Source organism: Gottfriedia luciferensis (genome assembly GCF_001712755.1).
Classification (GTDB): domain Bacteria; phylum Bacillota; class Bacilli; order Bacillales; family Bacillaceae_G; genus Gottfriedia; species Gottfriedia luciferensis_B.
This window is the reverse complement of the sequence record NZ_MDKC01000001.1, coordinates 155,322-171,014: the sequence shown is the minus strand read 5'-3', so window position 1 is coordinate 171,014 and position 15,693 is coordinate 155,322. Positions and strand designations below refer to the sequence as shown.

Here is a 15,693-nt window from a genome sequence, read left to right as displayed (position 1 = left end):
AAAGAATTGTAGCTGACACAAATCCAAGAACCATTTGACGCACAACCTTTCGAAGTTGATAATGATTTTCATTCTACATTAATCATAATCAGTTATTTTCCATTTGTCAATAACTATTCGATTGATTGTAAAAGCGCTTTATTTTCTTCTCGGATTCTTACTTTTAATAAAATTAAATTACAAACTGAAAAGATTACAGTTGTAATATACGCATGAAACATAATAGGTATTACTAATAATTCTATGGTAACGATTATATAATTTGGATGCTTGATATACTTATAAAGCCCACGTTTTACTAATTTTTCATTAGGTAAAATTATTATTTTTGTATTCCATCTTTCTCCTAATGTTGAAATAACCCATACCCTTGCTAATTGTAATATGATAAAAACGATGAGGAGAAAAGTAAAAAATCTAATTTCTATATATCGAATGAAATAATTCTCAATTAGAATTGAAATAAAAAACATGCTATGTAAGATGATAAAAAATTTATAATGCTCTTGGCCATATTCAAGTGCGCCCCGCATTTTTAATTTTTTTTCATTATTCTTTGCTATGCCTAGCTCAATCACTCTTTGAATGATGATGAATAAAAAAATAATCTTTAACATTAGCATTCTACCCACTTTAACAGTGATAACTCTGAACTAAACCCTGGTCCTAAAGCACAAAGAAGACCGTGCTCATTCGTTTTTCCTAACTTCATATACTCACTTAACACAAATAACACAGTACAAGATGACATATTTCCATATGATTTTAAAATATTTAAGGAAATTTCGATATTCGCTTCGGAAAGATCTAATGAATCGATATATGCGTCCAATACTTTTTTTCCTCCAGGATGAGCAATGAAATGGGTAATATCCCTAATTGTTAGTTCATATTGCGTTAAAAAATTTGAAACAACTGGTTGTAACCAATTTTTTACGATCGAAGGAATATCCCTTGAAAAAATTACAAATAAACCATCATTCCGAACATCCCATCCCATTACGTCTAATGAATTAGGCATTAGAGTTGAATTAGTTTGTTCAATTGACGGTAAAGATTTATGGATCGTTCGATTTTTCAACTCACTCTCATCGCCAATAACTAAAACCGCTGCTGCTCCATCAGCAAATAATGAAGTTCCTATTATATTACTTTTGGAAAGATCTTCTTTTTGAAATGTTAAACTACATAATTCAACTGCAACTAGTAAAATATTTGACTTTGGATGGGCTTTACAATAATCAAATGCTCTAGATATACCACTAGCACCACCGGCACACCCTAAGCCCCATATAGGAATTCTCTTAATCGAAGAATTAAATGGCAGGATATTTGCGATATGAGCATCAATTGTAGGGGTTGAAATACCAGTCGAAGAGACAAAAATAATTCCATCTATTTTTTCATATTGAATTTCCGAAGATAGAAATTCATTACTTGTCAAACAGTTTTTAATAGCTTCTATTGATAATTCAATTGAGATTTCAGTGTAAGCCTGATTTTTTTGCTCAAAGCTATGCTCTTCGCTATACCAAGAAAGCTCCTTAGAAATATATCGACTTTGAATCTCGCCGTTTTGAAATACAGATAATAAACGATCAATTGAAGGGTATCTTTTCAAAAAAAGTTCTCGAATAAAAGGTACTATATTTTCCTGATCGATTTTATATTTTGGCACAGCTTTCCCAACAGATAAAATTAAAGGCATAATTTCCCACTCCTTATAGTCATTACCTTTTGTATTAAATTGGAAAATTATTCTTAAATACTTGAAAAACCTAGAATAGAAATAAGATGACATAATAGGCTCAAAAATTTGTAAAATTTAATTCGTAGCAAAATTTAAACAAAAAAAAGACAATTCACTATTCATTCATGGACCATGAACAAATAATAAGAATTGTCTAAGCGTTTCAAAGGAGTTTTCTTTCTGTTGTGCAGTTTTAGTATATCTCATTTTACTCGAATCTACATTCGCAATTATTTCCATTAAAAAGCTTCTAAAATCTCCTCCACAACATTTCTAATTTACAATTATGATTTATTTACTTCTTCCAACTCATACAATTTTGTATATTTCGATTCTAAATAGTCAACAAAATATTTCACATTTAATTCTTCACCAGTAACATCCTTCAAAATTTGTTGAGGTTCCTTCATTGCACCATATTGATGAATATTTACTTTTAACCAATCAAGAATTGTTTGAAAATCATTCGTTTCAATTAATTCACTAAAATTCGGTAATTCTTTTTCCATTGTTGCTTTAATTTGAGCAGCATACATTGCACCTAATGCATAAGTTGGAAAGTATCCAAAATGCCCCATTGACCAATGTACGTCCTGTAAAACACCTTCTCGATCAGTTTCAGGAATTATTCCTAGATACTCCTCCATTTTTTGATTCCAAATTGAAGGAAGTTCTGAAACTTGAATTTTTCCATCTAATAAATCCTTTTCAATTTCATAACGAATCATTACATGTAAAGGATAGGTTAATTCATCAGCTTCAATACGAATAAACGAAGGTTTACTATTATTTATCACTTTATAAAATTCATCTAGAGAGACATGTTCTAACACACCATTAAGTTGCTCTTTTAACTTAGGATAATTTGCTTTCCAGAATTCAAAGCTTTGTCCAATTATCTTTTCATATAAAAGCGACTGAGATTCATGAATACCTAACGACGCTCCTTGAGCGATCGGTAAACCTTCTAAATCTTTGGAAATGTTTTGCTCATATAGTGCATGACCACATTCATGAATTGTACTAAAAAGGGCTTTTTCAAAATTATTCTCATGATATTTCGTTGTTACTCGAACATCACCTAAATTAAGAGAAGTAGCAAAAGGATGTGGAGTTGGATCTAATCTTCCGGCATCAAAATTATAACCAAGAGATGCTAATAATTGTTCACATATTTCTTTTTGTTTTTGCGTCGAAACAAATGCTTTCATCTCTTCTTTTTCAAAGTTTTTCCCACTAGTCGATACAGCTTTAACAATCGGTACTAATTTATTTCTTACTTCTGAAAATACTTCATCCAATTTATTTACAGTCATTCCAGGTTCATATTGATCCAAATATGTATCATATTTACAGTCTTTATATCCTAAATATTCAACGAACTTACGTTTATACTCAATTATTTCAGTTAAATAAGGTTCAAATTTAGCAAAATTATTTTCTTCCTTTGCTTCTGCCCAAACACTCTCAGAAATTGCTTGGCATTTAACAAAAGCTTCAAACTCATCAACTGGTATTTTCGTATTTCGATCGTACTGCTTTCTTAAGTATTTTACTGTTTTTTCAACTTCCAATGAACATTTGCCTGCACTAATGGCTTCTTCCATTGTTATTAAATAATGAGCCATATCTTTTGAAATGCTCATTTTATATACATCGGCTGATAATTGACTAATTACATTTGAACGCTGACTTACAGCATTTTTAGGTGCACCTGTTCGAAGATCCCAATATAAAACACTAATTGCTTCTTCAATGTTTAACATTTTTCTTACATAATCTAAAAACGAAGCTTCATAATCTTTTAAGCTCATCAAAACACCCACCTTTTAAAATCAAATTTTTGAGTCAGCTAAATAGTAACATAAAAAATATATGGATAAATAAGAATTATCATATTTTTCAAACAATATTTCTCGACAAAATGAATATTGTCTAATCACTTCGTAAATACTACTCATGTCTTTTTTAACTAATACAAAATTATATTTTGAATATTCCTTGACAGGAATATTCCTTATGAGGTATATTCAATTTATGAATTCGACTTTAATTGCTCTTGCAGAGCCGAACCGGTTACAGATTGTCGAACTCTTACGTGACGGTCCTCTATCAGTCGGTGAAATAGCTGAAAGCTTAGGACTTAAGCAACCACAGGTTTCAAAACATCTTCGCATTCTAAGTGAAGCTGGGCTTGTCGAAGTTCAACCAATCGCCAATAAAAGAATTTATAAACTTAGACCCCAGCCGCTAAAAGAAATTGATTCGTGGATTAAGTCATTCCGACACGTCTGGGAACAGAGATTCGATCAATTGGACGATTATTTAAAAAAATTACAGGGCAAATAATCTTAGCTTATTCATTGCACACAATTTAATTAGTACTAACTATTATTGAAAGGAGAAGTACCTAGTTTTAAAAGAGGAAATAATGTCTAATTTAGGAAATAATAAAATAAATGGAGGAATTAATAATGAGTAAAAATATGTTTAATGTAGATGAGCAAGGATTAGTTTTAACAAGGGTTGTTGATGCGCCTCGTGAATTAGTATTCAAGGTTTGGTCCGAAGCAGAACACCTTAAAAACTGGTGGGGTCCAACAGGTTTTGAAATGGATGTAGCAACGTTAGAATTTAGACCAGGAGGTAAATTCCACTATAAAATGGAATCACCAGAAGGATTCGTAATGTGGGGATTATTTGTTTTTGGTGAAATTATTGAACCTGAGAAAATTGTTTTTGTTAATTCATTCTCTGATCAAGAAGGTAATATGGTTCGCGCTCCATTCTTTGAAGTTTGGCCATTGGAAATTCAAAACACTTTAACTTTAGAAGAAAATGATGGCAAAACAACGATTACATTAAAAGGTTTTCCAATCAATGCTACTGATGAAGAAGTTGCTGCATTTATTGCAAATAAAGATTCTATGCAACAAGGCTTTACTGGTACATTTGACCAACTAGATGCATATTTAGCTAAAACATCATTATAAGATAAATACCCTTTAAAGCTTGAAAATAGCTTTAAAGGGTATTTTTTAGTGCTATTAATAATAAACAACCTTCGTTTTAGCGATTAAATCATGTAATGTTCTCCGATCTTTTCGGAAAATAAAAAACAGATCAATTACATACAAAATTCCGATTGCTTCTATAAATATTGGCAAATTTAGCTGACAACCAAAAGCAAATATCGAACGTAATGTCATTGTTTTGAAATCAACTAAGTCATCTGTATCCCTCACAACCATAATACTTAATAATCTTTTTCCTATTGTTTGTCCGTTCCAAATATAAGTAGGTACAATGACATAAAGTAGGAAAATAAATAAAAGCGACCAAATTGAATATAAAAACAGTTGCTTACTACTAAACATAAATAATTCTAAAATGTCTTTACTTTCTAGCCCAAGTATAAGTAACCCTAGTTTAGAAAATAAAAGATTTAATGAGCCATCGATCCAAGCTGCAAACAATCTTCTAATACGACTTGCCAGTTCAAAATCCATCTAGAACCTCATTCCACATTTTTATAAAAAAATGGATATTAATCGATATACTCTATTATACTTAGGGGATTTTGATTTTGATTAGTGATTTTTAACTATTTGAATTAATTTTTTTAAACAAGCTACATAGGTTGTTTTCAATTTTTAGTTATTTTTTACTTATTTTGACTATTGATATATGTCAAATCCCCCTCTTCTTATTAAGATACTTCATTTAAAAAGGACTAATTACTATTTAAATAGAATTATTGAATTTAATAGTAATTTACAAAGGAGAACTTTCATGAAGAAAATTTTGACAGGAAAAATGAGTATTACTCAAGCACTATTTGCATGTGCCTTTTCTTCAATTGCGATTACTGTATTAGAAAGTTATATACATTATAGTAATCGCTATATTGCAGGTATAGTTGCTGGCTTAATCACTTTTTTCAGTTTTATCTTAGCATTTATCATTTTCAAAAATGAGAAATAAAAGTTTGCATTTATATGAAAGTAATTAATGAGTAGATCAAAATTGCGCATTTAACGGAGAAAAACCTTATTATCCAAGGTTTATTTTTGGTTTACGAAAGCAATTAACTATAAAAAAATAAGACCACTAAAAATAATTAGTGGTCTTATTACTATTTTTTCATATTGGTTTAATATTAATTTTTGATTGTTTAACTGCAACCGTTTTCAACAATTTCTGTAGTTCTCTTAAATCAGTGTCCAACTGATGACGAATCTTTACTACTTCTTGATGATTGTCATTATTTTGATTTTGAGCTTCTTGCAACTTGATTCGTTTTTCTTCAATATTTCGTTCTAAAGATCTGGCTGTTCTAAAAAACATTCAAATTACCTCCTTTTCAAAAAAAGTATGAACACGCTTTCATTTTTAACTATAATACTATAAAAAAAATATCTTAAGACTTTCTAAATGTGAATATTTTTTGAACTTAATTTTGGATACTTTAGTTCTTCAATATTTCACCTAATTAAATTCAACTCTTCTAAATAAGTAATTGTGAACACGCTTTCATTTTTATTTATGATACTATAAAAAAGTAATTAATTAAATATCTAAATATGTCTATTTTTTGAACTTATTAAAAAAACATAAAAAATAACAACTTGGAATTAATCATTTTTTAATGTTTTCTTTAATAATAAGTATGGGGAGGTTCTTAACAACCTCCATCCACACGAATTAGATTATACTAAATTATACAATTTAGAGTATTTATCTTCTAAATAATCAATAAAGTATTTTACATTTAACTCTTCGCCTGTAACATCTACTAATAATTCTTTCGGTTCTTTTAATTTTCCATATTGATGAATATTAAGAGTTAGCCAATTAACAATTTGATGAATCTCGCCGCTTTTTAGGATCGTTTCATAATCGCTTAAATCCTGTTTCATTTTATGCTTAAACTGTGCTGCGTACATCGCACCTAATGCATACGAAGGAAAATAACCAAAATCTCCGCCTGCCCAGTGTACATCTTGAAGAACGCCCTCTCGATCATTTGATGGAACGATACCTAAGTATTCTTCCATTTTATCATTCCATATTTTTGGCAAATCCTTTACTTGTAAATCACCATCAAACAGTTCTTTTTCAATTTCATATCGAACCATTATATGCAATGGATATGTACATTCGTCCGCTTCAATTCGAATTAACGAAGGCCTACTATGGTTTATTGCTTTATAAAATTCTTCTACCGATAAATTTTTAAAATATTCACCAGTTTTCGCAATTAAATTTTCATACTGTGCTTCCCAAAACTCTTTACTTCTTCCGATCATATTTTCAAAGAATAGGGATTGAGACTCGTGTATTCCCATCGATGCACCTTCACATAATGGTGTCCCTATTAAATTCGATGATAAATTTTGCTCATAAAGTGCATGGCCACATTCGTGAATGGTACCAAAAAGCGCACTCATAAAGTTATCTTCTATGTATTTTGTTGTTACACGAACATCGCCAGGATTTAAAGTAATCTGAAATGGATGAACTGTTTCATCTAAACGACCGGAATCGAAATTATAACCTAATTTTTCAAGTATTTCTTCACTAACTTCTTTTTGAAGATCAATTGAGATCGGTTGTGACAATTCTTTGCGAATTAGTTTAGTTTGCGAATTTGAAATTTTCGCAACTAATGGTACAAGACTTTCTCTTACTTTGCCAAAAACTTCATCAAGCTTCACAGTTGTCATGCCAGGCTCATAAAAGCTTAATAAAGTATCATATTTCTTATCTTTGTAGCCCCAATATTCAATGAATTGTTTTTTCATCGTTACAATTTTCTCTAAATATGGTTGGAATTTACTAAAGTCACCTTCATTTTTAGCGTCTTCCCAGGCATTTTCACTTAATGAACAAAGCTTTACATATTCTGCATATTCATTTTTAGGGATTTTACAGTTTAAATCATAATTTTTTCTACATTCCTTAACAGATTTTTCAATGATTTCATTTAAGTTTCCTGTGCCTATTTCTTTTTCAAATAAATTTAAATAGTTTTCCATCGTACTTGATGTTGTCATTTCAAATACTTCTGCAGAAAGCTGACTGATGACATTTGACCTTTGTTCAGCTCCATTTTTAGGCGCACCCGTTCTTAGGTCCCAATACATAACATTAATTGCTTCATTATAATTTTCAATCTTCTTTAAATAGTCAGTAAATTCTTCTTGTATTTTATTAATTGCCATTTTTAACCCTCATTTCTAAATTTTAGGATGTTATTTTCATTCTATCATAACTTTTATATTGAATTAATATTAAGCTTAAAAAGCACTTTCATTATCAGAAATCATTTGATTAAGTTTATATAAAAGACATGATTAATAAAAATATAGTACAATACAGCAAGGTGATGTTATGAAAATATTATTATTAGGAGCAACTGGAAGAGTTGGTTCTTTTTTAGTGGATTTATTATTAGAAGCTAAATGTGAAGTAATTGCTTTAGTAAGAGATGAACAAAAAATAACGATTCATCATGAAGCTCTTACAGTTTTAAAAGGAAATATGCTAAATGAAAAAGATTTAAATGTAGCTTTAGAAAACGTAGATGGAGTAATTTCTGCCTTAAATACTGGCGGTGAGAATATTTTATCTAAAACAATGGGACTACTAATCCCTCTTCTTGAAATGAAAAAAATAAGTAGGATTGTTACAATTGGAACTGCTGGTATTTTACAATCAAGAGTTGATCCAACAATTTTACGGTATAAAAGCTCTGAATCAAAACGAAAATCAACAACTGCAGCAACCGATCATGAAAAAGCTTATAACTTATTAAATGAAAGTTTGTTAGATTGGACGATTGTTTGCCCAACTTACCTACCAGATGGTCCAATAACTAAAAATATTAATGCTGAAAAGAATTATTTACCGATTGATGGCCAACGTATTACAACTGGAGATACAGCCTATTTCGCATTTAAGGAATTTTTCGAGTGCAATTTTAGTAAATCTAGAGTTGGAATTTGTAATTAAAAAAAGCTAGCGAATGCTAGCTTTTTAAGATGGATCAATAGGCAAACTGTTTAAGATTTTTTCTTTCGTTTCATTGTTTAGATCATTCTCAATAAATAAAACGATTTTTCCTTTATCTTCATGACTACGGATTAGTCGTCCAATACCTTGGCGTAATCTTAATAGCATATACGGCTCATCAATATCGAAGTAAGGGTTTTGTGCATTTTGACGTTTTGATTGGAATACAGGATCATTTGGCGGGAATGGTAGCGCATGAATAATCACTTGACTTAGTGACATTCCTTGAATATCTAATCCTTCCCATAAATGAACAGCACATAAAGAAGCGTTAATATCTTCTTGGAATTTTTGTACAATTGAACTAATTTCTTCTTCACCTTCAAAGTATAAATTGAAGTCTAATTTTTCTTTTTCAACTTGCAGTTTGAATTTTTTCATTTCCTGAGTTGAATTGAAGAGAATTAATGTACTTCCGTTATTATCCTTTAACTTCTCAATAATCTTTTCATTCTTTTCCTCAATTTTGGTTGGATCAACTTGATTTAACTCTATTTTCATTTGTTCAACATAATCAAACGGAGAATTGACCGAAAATGATAAGTAATCTTTTATCCCTAAACTACCTGCAATATAATCAAAAGAACTATTTTGAGATAGAGTTGCAGATGAAAATACAATCGGCATTTTTTGATTAAATACTTTTTCTTGTAAAAGCTCATTTACAGCCTTAGGCATGATGACAAGTGTTAATTCATTTTGATTATACTCAATCCATTGAATCGCTGTAATTTCATTAATAAATAAATTTAAGCAACGCTCAACATCATCTAAATGCTCATCAACAATATTTAACTGATATTCATCAATTGTATACATTTCACTTTCAAAGACTAATTCATCACCAATACTACTAATTTGAGACTTTAATCGCCTTGCTAACTTTATTAGTCTTTCATTCATATTCAGTTTAAAACGTCTAGACCCTTCAACTTCTTCGGTATTGTTATCTAATTCAAAAAAGAATTGATCGTACGTTTCTAATGTATCTTCTAGTAATTGTTGGAAGCTTTCACGCGTCCCAGATTGCATTAAAAATGATAAAAATGTATTTAATGTCTCTTGTTGTAGACGATAAGTTAATGATTTTTGACTTGCAAATTCAAGTAAATGTCCTTCATCAAATACTACACAGCTTGGATTAGGTAGTAATGGCAATTGACCTTCACGTTTTCTAGATTCTACCGTCCAAATATGTTCCATATAAAATTCTTGTGAGCATACAATTAGGTCAGTTGCTTTACGATAATGTTCTCTTGATAGAGTTTGTCCACATCTATGTCTTTGTTCACAAGTAGAACAATCCTGGAAATAATCATATGAAATTGTATCCCATTCTTCATCTGTTAAGTCCTTATATTCAGTACGGTCTCCATATGGAGTAAATTTTTGGAGTGTTCCATAATCATTTACAAAGCTTGGTAAATTTTCATAAACCCCTAAAACGGCATCCGATACATCAATTTCTGAACGCTGTAAATCTAATTTTTTTAAACATAAATAATTTGTTGTTGATTTAGCTAATCTAACATCAATTGACAAATTTAAAGCATTCGATAACTTTTCAATATCCCCATTTTTCTTTACTAGCTGTTCGATTAAGGATTCATCAGCACATGCTATAATAGCTGGCTTACCTGTATATCTTGCATAGCATAAACAATATAGCAAATAGACAAACGTTTTACCTGTACCAACACCTGCTTCAGCAAAAATAACTTTCTTTTCTTTAAACGCTCTTTCAACCTGATAAGCCATAAAGATTTGCTCATCTCTTAATTCATAGCCTGCATCTGGTAATAAATCATAAAAAACGTCCCCAATCCATTCCCCTAGCTTTTCAATGAATTGGTCTTGCTTTCCTACCTCAAAAGGTAATTTAGTTGAATGACTCATTGCTACCCCCAAAATGTAAATTAAAAAGAAAAAGTCCTCTTTTGAGAACTTTAATTTTGCAAATTTATTCGATCCATTATATTATTTAAAAATTGTCTCTACCCGCTATCATACAAAAAATGTGAGGGAAAGGCAAGGGAAATAAGGCATGATCACTTAAAGACTAAGGGAAATGTATATTTAGAACTAAATAAATTAGCTTTAAATTCTTCTAGCTCCTTTATCTCCTTCTAGTTAACTTTACTGGCCTTTTGCTTGCCTGATCATTTCTTCAACAACCATTTGAGATTTTAATCCTTCTTCTCCATTGACCAATGGATTTTCATCAGAGTATATACAATTGATAAAATGGTTAATACAATCCTCAAAACCTCTTTGTTTTAATGTTGTGTCCCATGATGATGAAAACGAATTATTTAGTGAGTTATTTTTTTCTACTTCAAAGTTGTTCATATTTTTTACCCTTATAATAGAACCTTCAGTAATTAATTCTAAGCGCTCAAGATTTGTTCCTGCCATCCGGTGCATTACTGTATTAATAGAAGTTCCTTCTATCGATTCAAATTGGTGAGTAGCATACTCTAATTGATTCGTATGAGTAAGTTTGACTCTACCATTTATCAAGTTAACTTCTCCATTTGCCAACCATCTAATGGTATCAACTAAATGTAAATAATCATCCAGCATCGTAAACTCGAATGAATTAGACCCAATTTTATTCTCTCGATGTTTTTCAAATCTAATTACTGCGATATTCTTCGCCTGTTCTTTTGCCTGCACATACATTGGACTGAAACGACGGTTGAATCCAACCATAAGTTTTCGGTTTAGCTTAATACTTAATTCAGTTAATTTTTCAGACTCTGGCAATGTAGCTGCTAGTGGTTTATCAACATATACATCTTTGCCTTTATTTAATAAATACGATACTACCTCAAAATGTGAACTAGTTGCACTATGTACAAATACTGCGTCACTTTGTTCTGCCAGTAATTCCAAACTTTCAAAATCTTTAATTCGATATTGTGAACATATTTTCTTACGTTTTTCTCTATTTGGTGAAAATGCACCAATAAAATCCCAGTTTTCTTCTTTTGTAAGAATTGGTAGATATGCTTTTTGTGCAATATTGCCTAATCCTACCATTCCAATACGTAGTTTTTTCATTTTAGATCAGTCCTTTAAATTGGCTTATTTTTCAAGATTCATTGTAACAAATTATCTTTCTTCATTTAAAAGAAAAATGATTATATTTCAAAATTATCTAATGGCAATAACTTTCGAATTATCGGGAAATCTATAAAATAATCATAAAAATGGTAGTTTGGAGGTGTTTATTTGTACTTATATTCTTTAATTCAAACTAATTTTGATACAAACGATGATATAAGTGTTGTAAGAGATCTTTATTTACTTCAGCATGAGAAGAGTTTCTCTAATGATGAATTTCATGATTTAGTCACTCAATATAAAAGTACTGCAGAAACAAATTGGCATGTTGCACATTTACTTGAAAAAAATCATGGATTTAGAATTGTACCTGCAATTAATTTATAATGACATAACGAATACAATTTTTGTTCAAGATTTGTTCGTAAAAACTTTAACGAAATACGTTATTATAAATAAAAAGGTGCCCCAATCGTCTAAATAGACATTGGGAACACCCTTTTAACCTTTTTACTCTTCGATTCTTCTTGGAGGTCTTTTTCCAAAGTATTGATAATAGTCAGTTTTAATGAAACCATTAAATAATTTACGTTTTTTTGTTGCTGGTTTACCGTAAAATTAAGGTTTGAGGCTATTTAATTATTACTAGATTACATTTTCGCTCTTAAATTGTTAAGGATAGTGTACTTCAGTTAGTAATAATAGTAAATAGTAATTTGCAAACTAAAGTATTTATTTTTTAATTGTCCTATCACTAATATAATAGAAGAAACATAAAATTATTTACTCATCCTTAATTCCCCTGTATGTTTTAAAACTAATTTTTGTGGAGATTTGTCTGTTGACTCTAATTTAATAAATTGGAATTCAGGATAGATTAACTTTTTATCCAAATCCACTTTAGCTACAATTGCCGTATCTTTGTAATAATCAATTACAATTAAATTTTCATTTTTTATAGTTAAATACGTTTGTTTACTTGCAGCTGAATTATACCCCAAATAACTAATAAAATAACCTAAGCAAATTAAAAAAAACACCATTGATACTTTAAAATACCTTTTTATAATAAAATAAATATCCATTGCTAAAATTAGCATTAATGAATATATTGAATAAAAGTTAATCTTAAATATTCCAAAATAAAGACATAAAATGGTTAATAAAATCGCTGTGAATAGGGTATATTCAATGATCTTATTGACATAAATGTTTTTTATTTTCTTCAATTGTTCTACTGAAGGTGAAATAATAAATTTATTAATAGAAGTGTTTGAATGTAAGTACAAGTTATAAATAAATCCAACTGATATAACCATTAATGTAAAAACTGAAGTAATGGCAATTTTACTTATAGTAATTTCTACCAAGTCTGATGGTAGGCCATAAAAATCTTTATATCCAAGACTGAAAAAGGTTACAAGGGCATACCCTAGTAGCGTAATAATAAATATTATTATTGTGGGATCAATTTTTTTCATTTCATTTCAACCTTTCATATAAAAAAAGTACAATACATCAATTATATAATGTATTGTACTTTTTTTATATGAAATATTATTCTTCTTCCTCAACAGTTACTTCTTCAAAATCGTTAGTATTATGTATTCGTGCTTTGAGCATTGTTCCATCTTCTAGAGTAAATGTTAGTTCAGGAATAGCAGTTGTTAATTGTGCTAACTTTTGTAAACCATCTTCAATTTCACTTTTAGTATTATCACAAACAACCTCAAATGATATATCACATTTAAATTCTGTTCCTACATAGATTTTTCTTTCACTTAATTTTGCTTCTACATTAACATTTGTCATTTGAGTCTCTCCCTTTGAATAATTTTTTTCTAATATTACACCCAATTTCTTCCTTCACTTTCTAACATAGAAATTTGCCATGAAGATTATAAATCCCCTCACACGACTACATTCCGTTGTCATAACTTTATAATACTACGACTACATTTTGTTGTCAATAAAAGTTACTACACTTTGTAGTCATAATTTTATATAATAAATTTAATAAGAAATGAGGCGATTGTATGTCACTTAGAGTTAAATCAAATTTAAAATCAATATTAGATCAAAAAGGAATATCAATCAGAAAGCTATCAGAAGATAGTGGGATTCCATTTGAAACGTTGAGAAGGCTTTATAATGACGACACGAAGCAATATCAGAGAGATACTATTGGAAGAGTATGTGAAGTGTTGAATGTTGGGATTAGTGATTTATTAGAATTAACAGAGTTGAGTGTTTAAATAAAACATCGATTATATCAAAGGCTGATCATCTCATTCAAAATAATGAGGTGATTCTTTTTTAATATTTAAACTTTCTAACTCTTCTATCATCTTTAAATAGATGGTAATATTTAGTAGTCTTAATACTTTTTAAATAATAAATTATTAATCTTATGAAGATATGGAGCAATGACATGTATATAAATTCAGTAATTAGTTATTTAGGTGCCTGGGATAATTTAAATGAAAAACATCAAGAGGAATACGTCGATCTAATTAGCACAATAGGAAGTTTGATTCTTGGATCTGTCCAAACTGAAGAAGACCTTAATGTCGAGTATCGGATGATGAAAACTCAATGGAAAAAATCTCTTGATAAACTAAATTGGGTCAATTTGGATGATAATGTACTATGTGATTATGCGAAAAACAAAGTTAAGGTTAGTTTGTATATAGGAGATGACCCAAACACAGTTAGCGCATGGGCGTTTACAAATTGTAACCTATCAATAAAAAATGATGAATGTGAGATACCGCTACTTATTTTACCTATAAATGAAACAGGTCAAACTTTATTTGGGGATAATGAGCCATTGGGTTACCGTGCTGTTACTTTTGATAGGACTTTAGCTGAATTTACTGCTTTTTCGCCTCTTTCTTTAAAATATCCATTTATTATTTTAGGTATATCTGATAATGAATCTCCAATAGAAATCTTTAATATTTCAACTGACTTGGAAGGGCACAACACGAATGTAGTTATGGATAGAAGTATAGAATTTCCGCCTGAATATTATCAAGCTGGATTAGGAATACTTAGCTATTTTCATAAAGTTCTTAAGGCTAAATATCCAGGAGTTCAAGCAACTGTGAGAATTATACAAGAAGGCTTAGTTGTAAGAATGGTAGTTGAGACAGCAGATGGAGACAAGCATATTGTAGAAAAGGCGTTAGAAGAATATGACTTAATATTACAAGGTGAAATCAGACCTGAAGACTATTTTGGACTATCAACACAGGCAATTGAATTAAAGAATGAATTAAGATTGGCAGATGCTCGTATTGAGACCCAAAAAGAGTTGTTAGCTATTACACAAAAGCAGATAGATGTCAAAGATGTACAAATTAATACACTTATGGCGATTGTAAGTAATGGCATCTCAAATCCTGTCTCTCCAGTTATTAATGTAGATGTAGCTCCTGTAATTACAATTGATAACAACTTAAATCAGCAGAACATTATACATAATGAATTAAAAGAAACTATTGATACAATTCGGAATCTAAAGCATACTATAGACTCTCCTGAGGCGATTGAATCATTAAATGAAGTTGAGAAAGCTCTTTCAGAAGCAGATGAGAACAACATAAATAATACTGCAGGGATATCTAAATTGCAGAAATTTTTAGAGAAAGTAAATAATACAGAGAGTACTGTAAGTAAATCTATTACTACAACAAATGCAGGAGTAGAATTAATAAAAAATTTAGCTAGTTGCTATAACAAGATTGCTCCATTTTGTGGATTACCGTCAATACCTTTTATAAAATAAAATTCTTATTTTA

Annotated in this window: 17 protein-coding genes; 7 read left to right on the top strand and 10 right to left on the bottom strand. The window is 29.9% G+C overall.

Annotation, left to right across the window (positions count from 1 at the left end):
• Positions 1-113 precede the first annotated feature (113 nt).
• The 3 genes from BED47_RS00955 to BED47_RS00945 all read right to left on the bottom strand — a co-directional run bounded on the left by BED47_RS00955 (position 114) and on the right by BED47_RS00945 (position 3,564).
• Positions 114-617: an isoprenylcysteine carboxyl methyltransferase family protein gene (locus tag BED47_RS00955; RefSeq protein WP_069032252.1), complete on the bottom strand. Its 504-nt coding sequence runs from the start codon at positions 615-617 to the stop codon at positions 114-116.
• On the bottom strand, positions 617-1,708 hold the full coding sequence (locus BED47_RS00950; protein ID WP_069031953.1) for a type III polyketide synthase: 1,092 nt from the start codon (positions 1,706-1,708) through the stop codon (positions 617-619). Before BED47_RS00950 ends, BED47_RS00955 begins: the two co-directional genes overlap by 1 nt.
• Before the next feature lie 326 nt (positions 1,709-2,034).
• Entirely contained in the window at positions 2,035-3,564 is a 1,530-nt protein-coding gene (locus BED47_RS00945) for a carboxypeptidase M32 (RefSeq protein ID WP_069031952.1), read from the bottom strand.
• A 205-nt stretch (positions 3,565-3,769) separates the two neighbouring features.
• On the opposite strand from BED47_RS00945, the gene BED47_RS00940 reads away from it, so the two are divergent.
• Together BED47_RS00940 and BED47_RS00935 are read left to right on the top strand one after the other, a co-directional pair.
• On the top strand, positions 3,770-4,099 hold the full coding sequence (locus tag BED47_RS00940; RefSeq protein ID WP_069031951.1) for an ArsR/SmtB family transcription factor: 330 nt from the start codon (positions 3,770-3,772) through the stop codon (positions 4,097-4,099).
• Between the two features lie 125 nt (positions 4,100-4,224).
• Positions 4,225-4,743 carry an SRPBCC family protein gene (locus BED47_RS00935; protein WP_254664513.1) on the top strand — a complete coding sequence of 173 codons (519 nt, stop codon included), beginning with the start codon at positions 4,225-4,227 and terminating at the stop codon, positions 4,741-4,743.
• Between the two features lie 54 nt (positions 4,744-4,797).
• Here BED47_RS00935 and BED47_RS00930 read toward each other — a convergent pair whose 3' ends face one another.
• Positions 4,798-5,259 (bottom strand): RDD family protein, encoded by a 462-nt coding sequence (locus BED47_RS00930; protein ID WP_069031950.1) that lies wholly within the window; start codon positions 5,257-5,259, stop codon positions 4,798-4,800.
• Between the two features lie 283 nt (positions 5,260-5,542).
• Between BED47_RS00930 and BED47_RS00925 the strand changes: the two genes are divergently transcribed.
• Positions 5,543-5,734, top strand: a complete 192-nt coding sequence (locus BED47_RS00925; protein ID WP_069031949.1) for a hypothetical protein — start codon at positions 5,543-5,545, stop codon at positions 5,732-5,734.
• A gap of 159 nt (positions 5,735-5,893) precedes the next feature.
• Here BED47_RS00925 and BED47_RS00920 read toward each other — a convergent pair whose 3' ends face one another.
• Both BED47_RS00920 and BED47_RS00915 read right to left on the bottom strand, forming a co-directional pair.
• Positions 5,894-6,097 (bottom strand): aspartyl-phosphate phosphatase Spo0E family protein, encoded by a 204-nt coding sequence (locus tag BED47_RS00920; protein WP_069031948.1) that lies wholly within the window; start codon positions 6,095-6,097, stop codon positions 5,894-5,896.
• Positions 6,098-6,459: 362 nt separating this feature from the next.
• Positions 6,460-7,974, bottom strand: a complete 1,515-nt coding sequence (locus BED47_RS00915; RefSeq protein ID WP_069031947.1) for a carboxypeptidase M32 — start codon at positions 7,972-7,974, stop codon at positions 6,460-6,462.
• A gap of 169 nt (positions 7,975-8,143) precedes the next feature.
• On the opposite strand from BED47_RS00915, the gene BED47_RS00910 reads away from it, so the two are divergent.
• Positions 8,144-8,764 (top strand): NAD(P)-dependent oxidoreductase, encoded by a 621-nt coding sequence (locus tag BED47_RS00910; protein WP_069031946.1) that lies wholly within the window; start codon positions 8,144-8,146, stop codon positions 8,762-8,764.
• A 24-nt stretch (positions 8,765-8,788) separates the two neighbouring features.
• Here the strand turns inward: BED47_RS00910 and BED47_RS24475 are convergent, their stop codons facing one another.
• Both BED47_RS24475 and BED47_RS00900 read right to left on the bottom strand, forming a co-directional pair.
• The gene (locus BED47_RS24475) at positions 8,789-10,720 is read right to left on the bottom strand and encodes an ATP-dependent DNA helicase (protein WP_069031945.1); all 1,932 of its coding nucleotides are present in this window, start codon (positions 10,718-10,720) and stop codon (positions 8,789-8,791) included.
• Positions 10,721-10,960: 240 nt separating this feature from the next.
• Complete coding sequence (locus BED47_RS00900) at positions 10,961-11,887, bottom strand: Gfo/Idh/MocA family protein (RefSeq protein WP_069031944.1); 927 nt, start codon at positions 11,885-11,887, stop codon at positions 10,961-10,963.
• A gap of 171 nt (positions 11,888-12,058) precedes the next feature.
• Between BED47_RS00900 and BED47_RS00895 the strand changes: the two genes are divergently transcribed.
• A complete protein-coding gene (locus BED47_RS00895; RefSeq protein ID WP_069031943.1) occupies positions 12,059-12,277 on the top strand; it encodes a hypothetical protein in 219 nt (72 codons plus the stop codon).
• Positions 12,278-12,669: 392 nt separating this feature from the next.
• Here BED47_RS00895 and BED47_RS00890 read toward each other — a convergent pair whose 3' ends face one another.
• Positions 12,670-13,371, bottom strand: a complete 702-nt coding sequence (locus BED47_RS00890) for a hypothetical protein (RefSeq protein ID WP_069031942.1) — start codon at positions 13,369-13,371, stop codon at positions 12,670-12,672.
• A gap of 76 nt (positions 13,372-13,447) precedes the next feature.
• A complete protein-coding gene (locus BED47_RS00885; protein WP_139116320.1) occupies positions 13,448-13,702 on the bottom strand; it encodes a hypothetical protein in 255 nt (84 codons plus the stop codon).
• A gap of 224 nt (positions 13,703-13,926) precedes the next feature.
• Here BED47_RS00885 and BED47_RS00880 point away from each other — a divergent pair, with 224 nt between their 5' ends.
• Both BED47_RS00880 and BED47_RS00875 read left to right on the top strand, forming a co-directional pair.
• Entirely contained in the window at positions 13,927-14,145 is a 219-nt protein-coding gene (locus tag BED47_RS00880; RefSeq protein WP_069031940.1) for a helix-turn-helix domain-containing protein, read from the top strand.
• Positions 14,146-14,321: 176 nt separating this feature from the next.
• Entirely contained in the window at positions 14,322-15,680 is a 1,359-nt protein-coding gene (locus BED47_RS00875) for a hypothetical protein (RefSeq protein ID WP_069031939.1), read from the top strand.
• The last annotated feature ends 13 nt before the right edge of the window (positions 15,681-15,693 follow it).

Excerpts from the sequence above, each read along its gene's own strand:
- BED47_RS00955 (WP_069032252.1), bottom strand. The coding sequence starts at position 617 with ATGTTAAAGATTATTTTTTTATTCATCATCATTCAAAGAGTGATTGAG.
- BED47_RS00950 (WP_069031953.1), bottom strand. The coding sequence starts at position 1,708 with ATGCCTTTAATTTTATCTGTTGGGAAAGCTGTGCCAAAATATAAAATC.
- BED47_RS00945 (WP_069031952.1), bottom strand. The coding sequence starts at position 3,564 with ATGAGCTTAAAAGATTATGAAGCTTCGTTTTTAGATTATGTAAGAAAA.
- BED47_RS00940 (WP_069031951.1), top strand. The coding sequence starts at position 3,770 with ATGAGGTATATTCAATTTATGAATTCGACTTTAATTGCTCTTGCAGAG.
- BED47_RS00935 (WP_254664513.1), top strand. The coding sequence starts at position 4,225 with ATGAGTAAAAATATGTTTAATGTAGATGAGCAAGGATTAGTTTTAACA.
- BED47_RS00930 (WP_069031950.1), bottom strand. The coding sequence starts at position 5,259 with ATGGATTTTGAACTGGCAAGTCGTATTAGAAGATTGTTTGCAGCTTGG.
- BED47_RS00925 (WP_069031949.1), top strand. The coding sequence starts at position 5,543 with ATGAAGAAAATTTTGACAGGAAAAATGAGTATTACTCAAGCACTATTT.
- BED47_RS00920 (WP_069031948.1), bottom strand. The coding sequence starts at position 6,097 with ATGTTTTTTAGAACAGCCAGATCTTTAGAACGAAATATTGAAGAAAAA.
- BED47_RS00915 (WP_069031947.1), bottom strand. The coding sequence starts at position 7,974 with ATGGCAATTAATAAAATACAAGAAGAATTTACTGACTATTTAAAGAAG.
- BED47_RS00910 (WP_069031946.1), top strand. The coding sequence starts at position 8,144 with ATGAAAATATTATTATTAGGAGCAACTGGAAGAGTTGGTTCTTTTTTA.
- BED47_RS24475 (WP_069031945.1), bottom strand. The coding sequence starts at position 10,720 with ATGAGTCATTCAACTAAATTACCTTTTGAGGTAGGAAAGCAAGACCAA.
- BED47_RS00900 (WP_069031944.1), bottom strand. The coding sequence starts at position 11,887 with ATGAAAAAACTACGTATTGGAATGGTAGGATTAGGCAATATTGCACAA.
- BED47_RS00890 (WP_069031942.1), bottom strand. The coding sequence starts at position 13,371 with ATGAAAAAAATTGATCCCACAATAATAATATTTATTATTACGCTACTA.
- BED47_RS00885 (WP_139116320.1), bottom strand. The coding sequence starts at position 13,702 with ATGACAAATGTTAATGTAGAAGCAAAATTAAGTGAAAGAAAAATCTAT.
- BED47_RS00880 (WP_069031940.1), top strand. The coding sequence starts at position 13,927 with ATGTCACTTAGAGTTAAATCAAATTTAAAATCAATATTAGATCAAAAA.
- BED47_RS00875 (WP_069031939.1), top strand. The coding sequence starts at position 14,322 with ATGTATATAAATTCAGTAATTAGTTATTTAGGTGCCTGGGATAATTTA.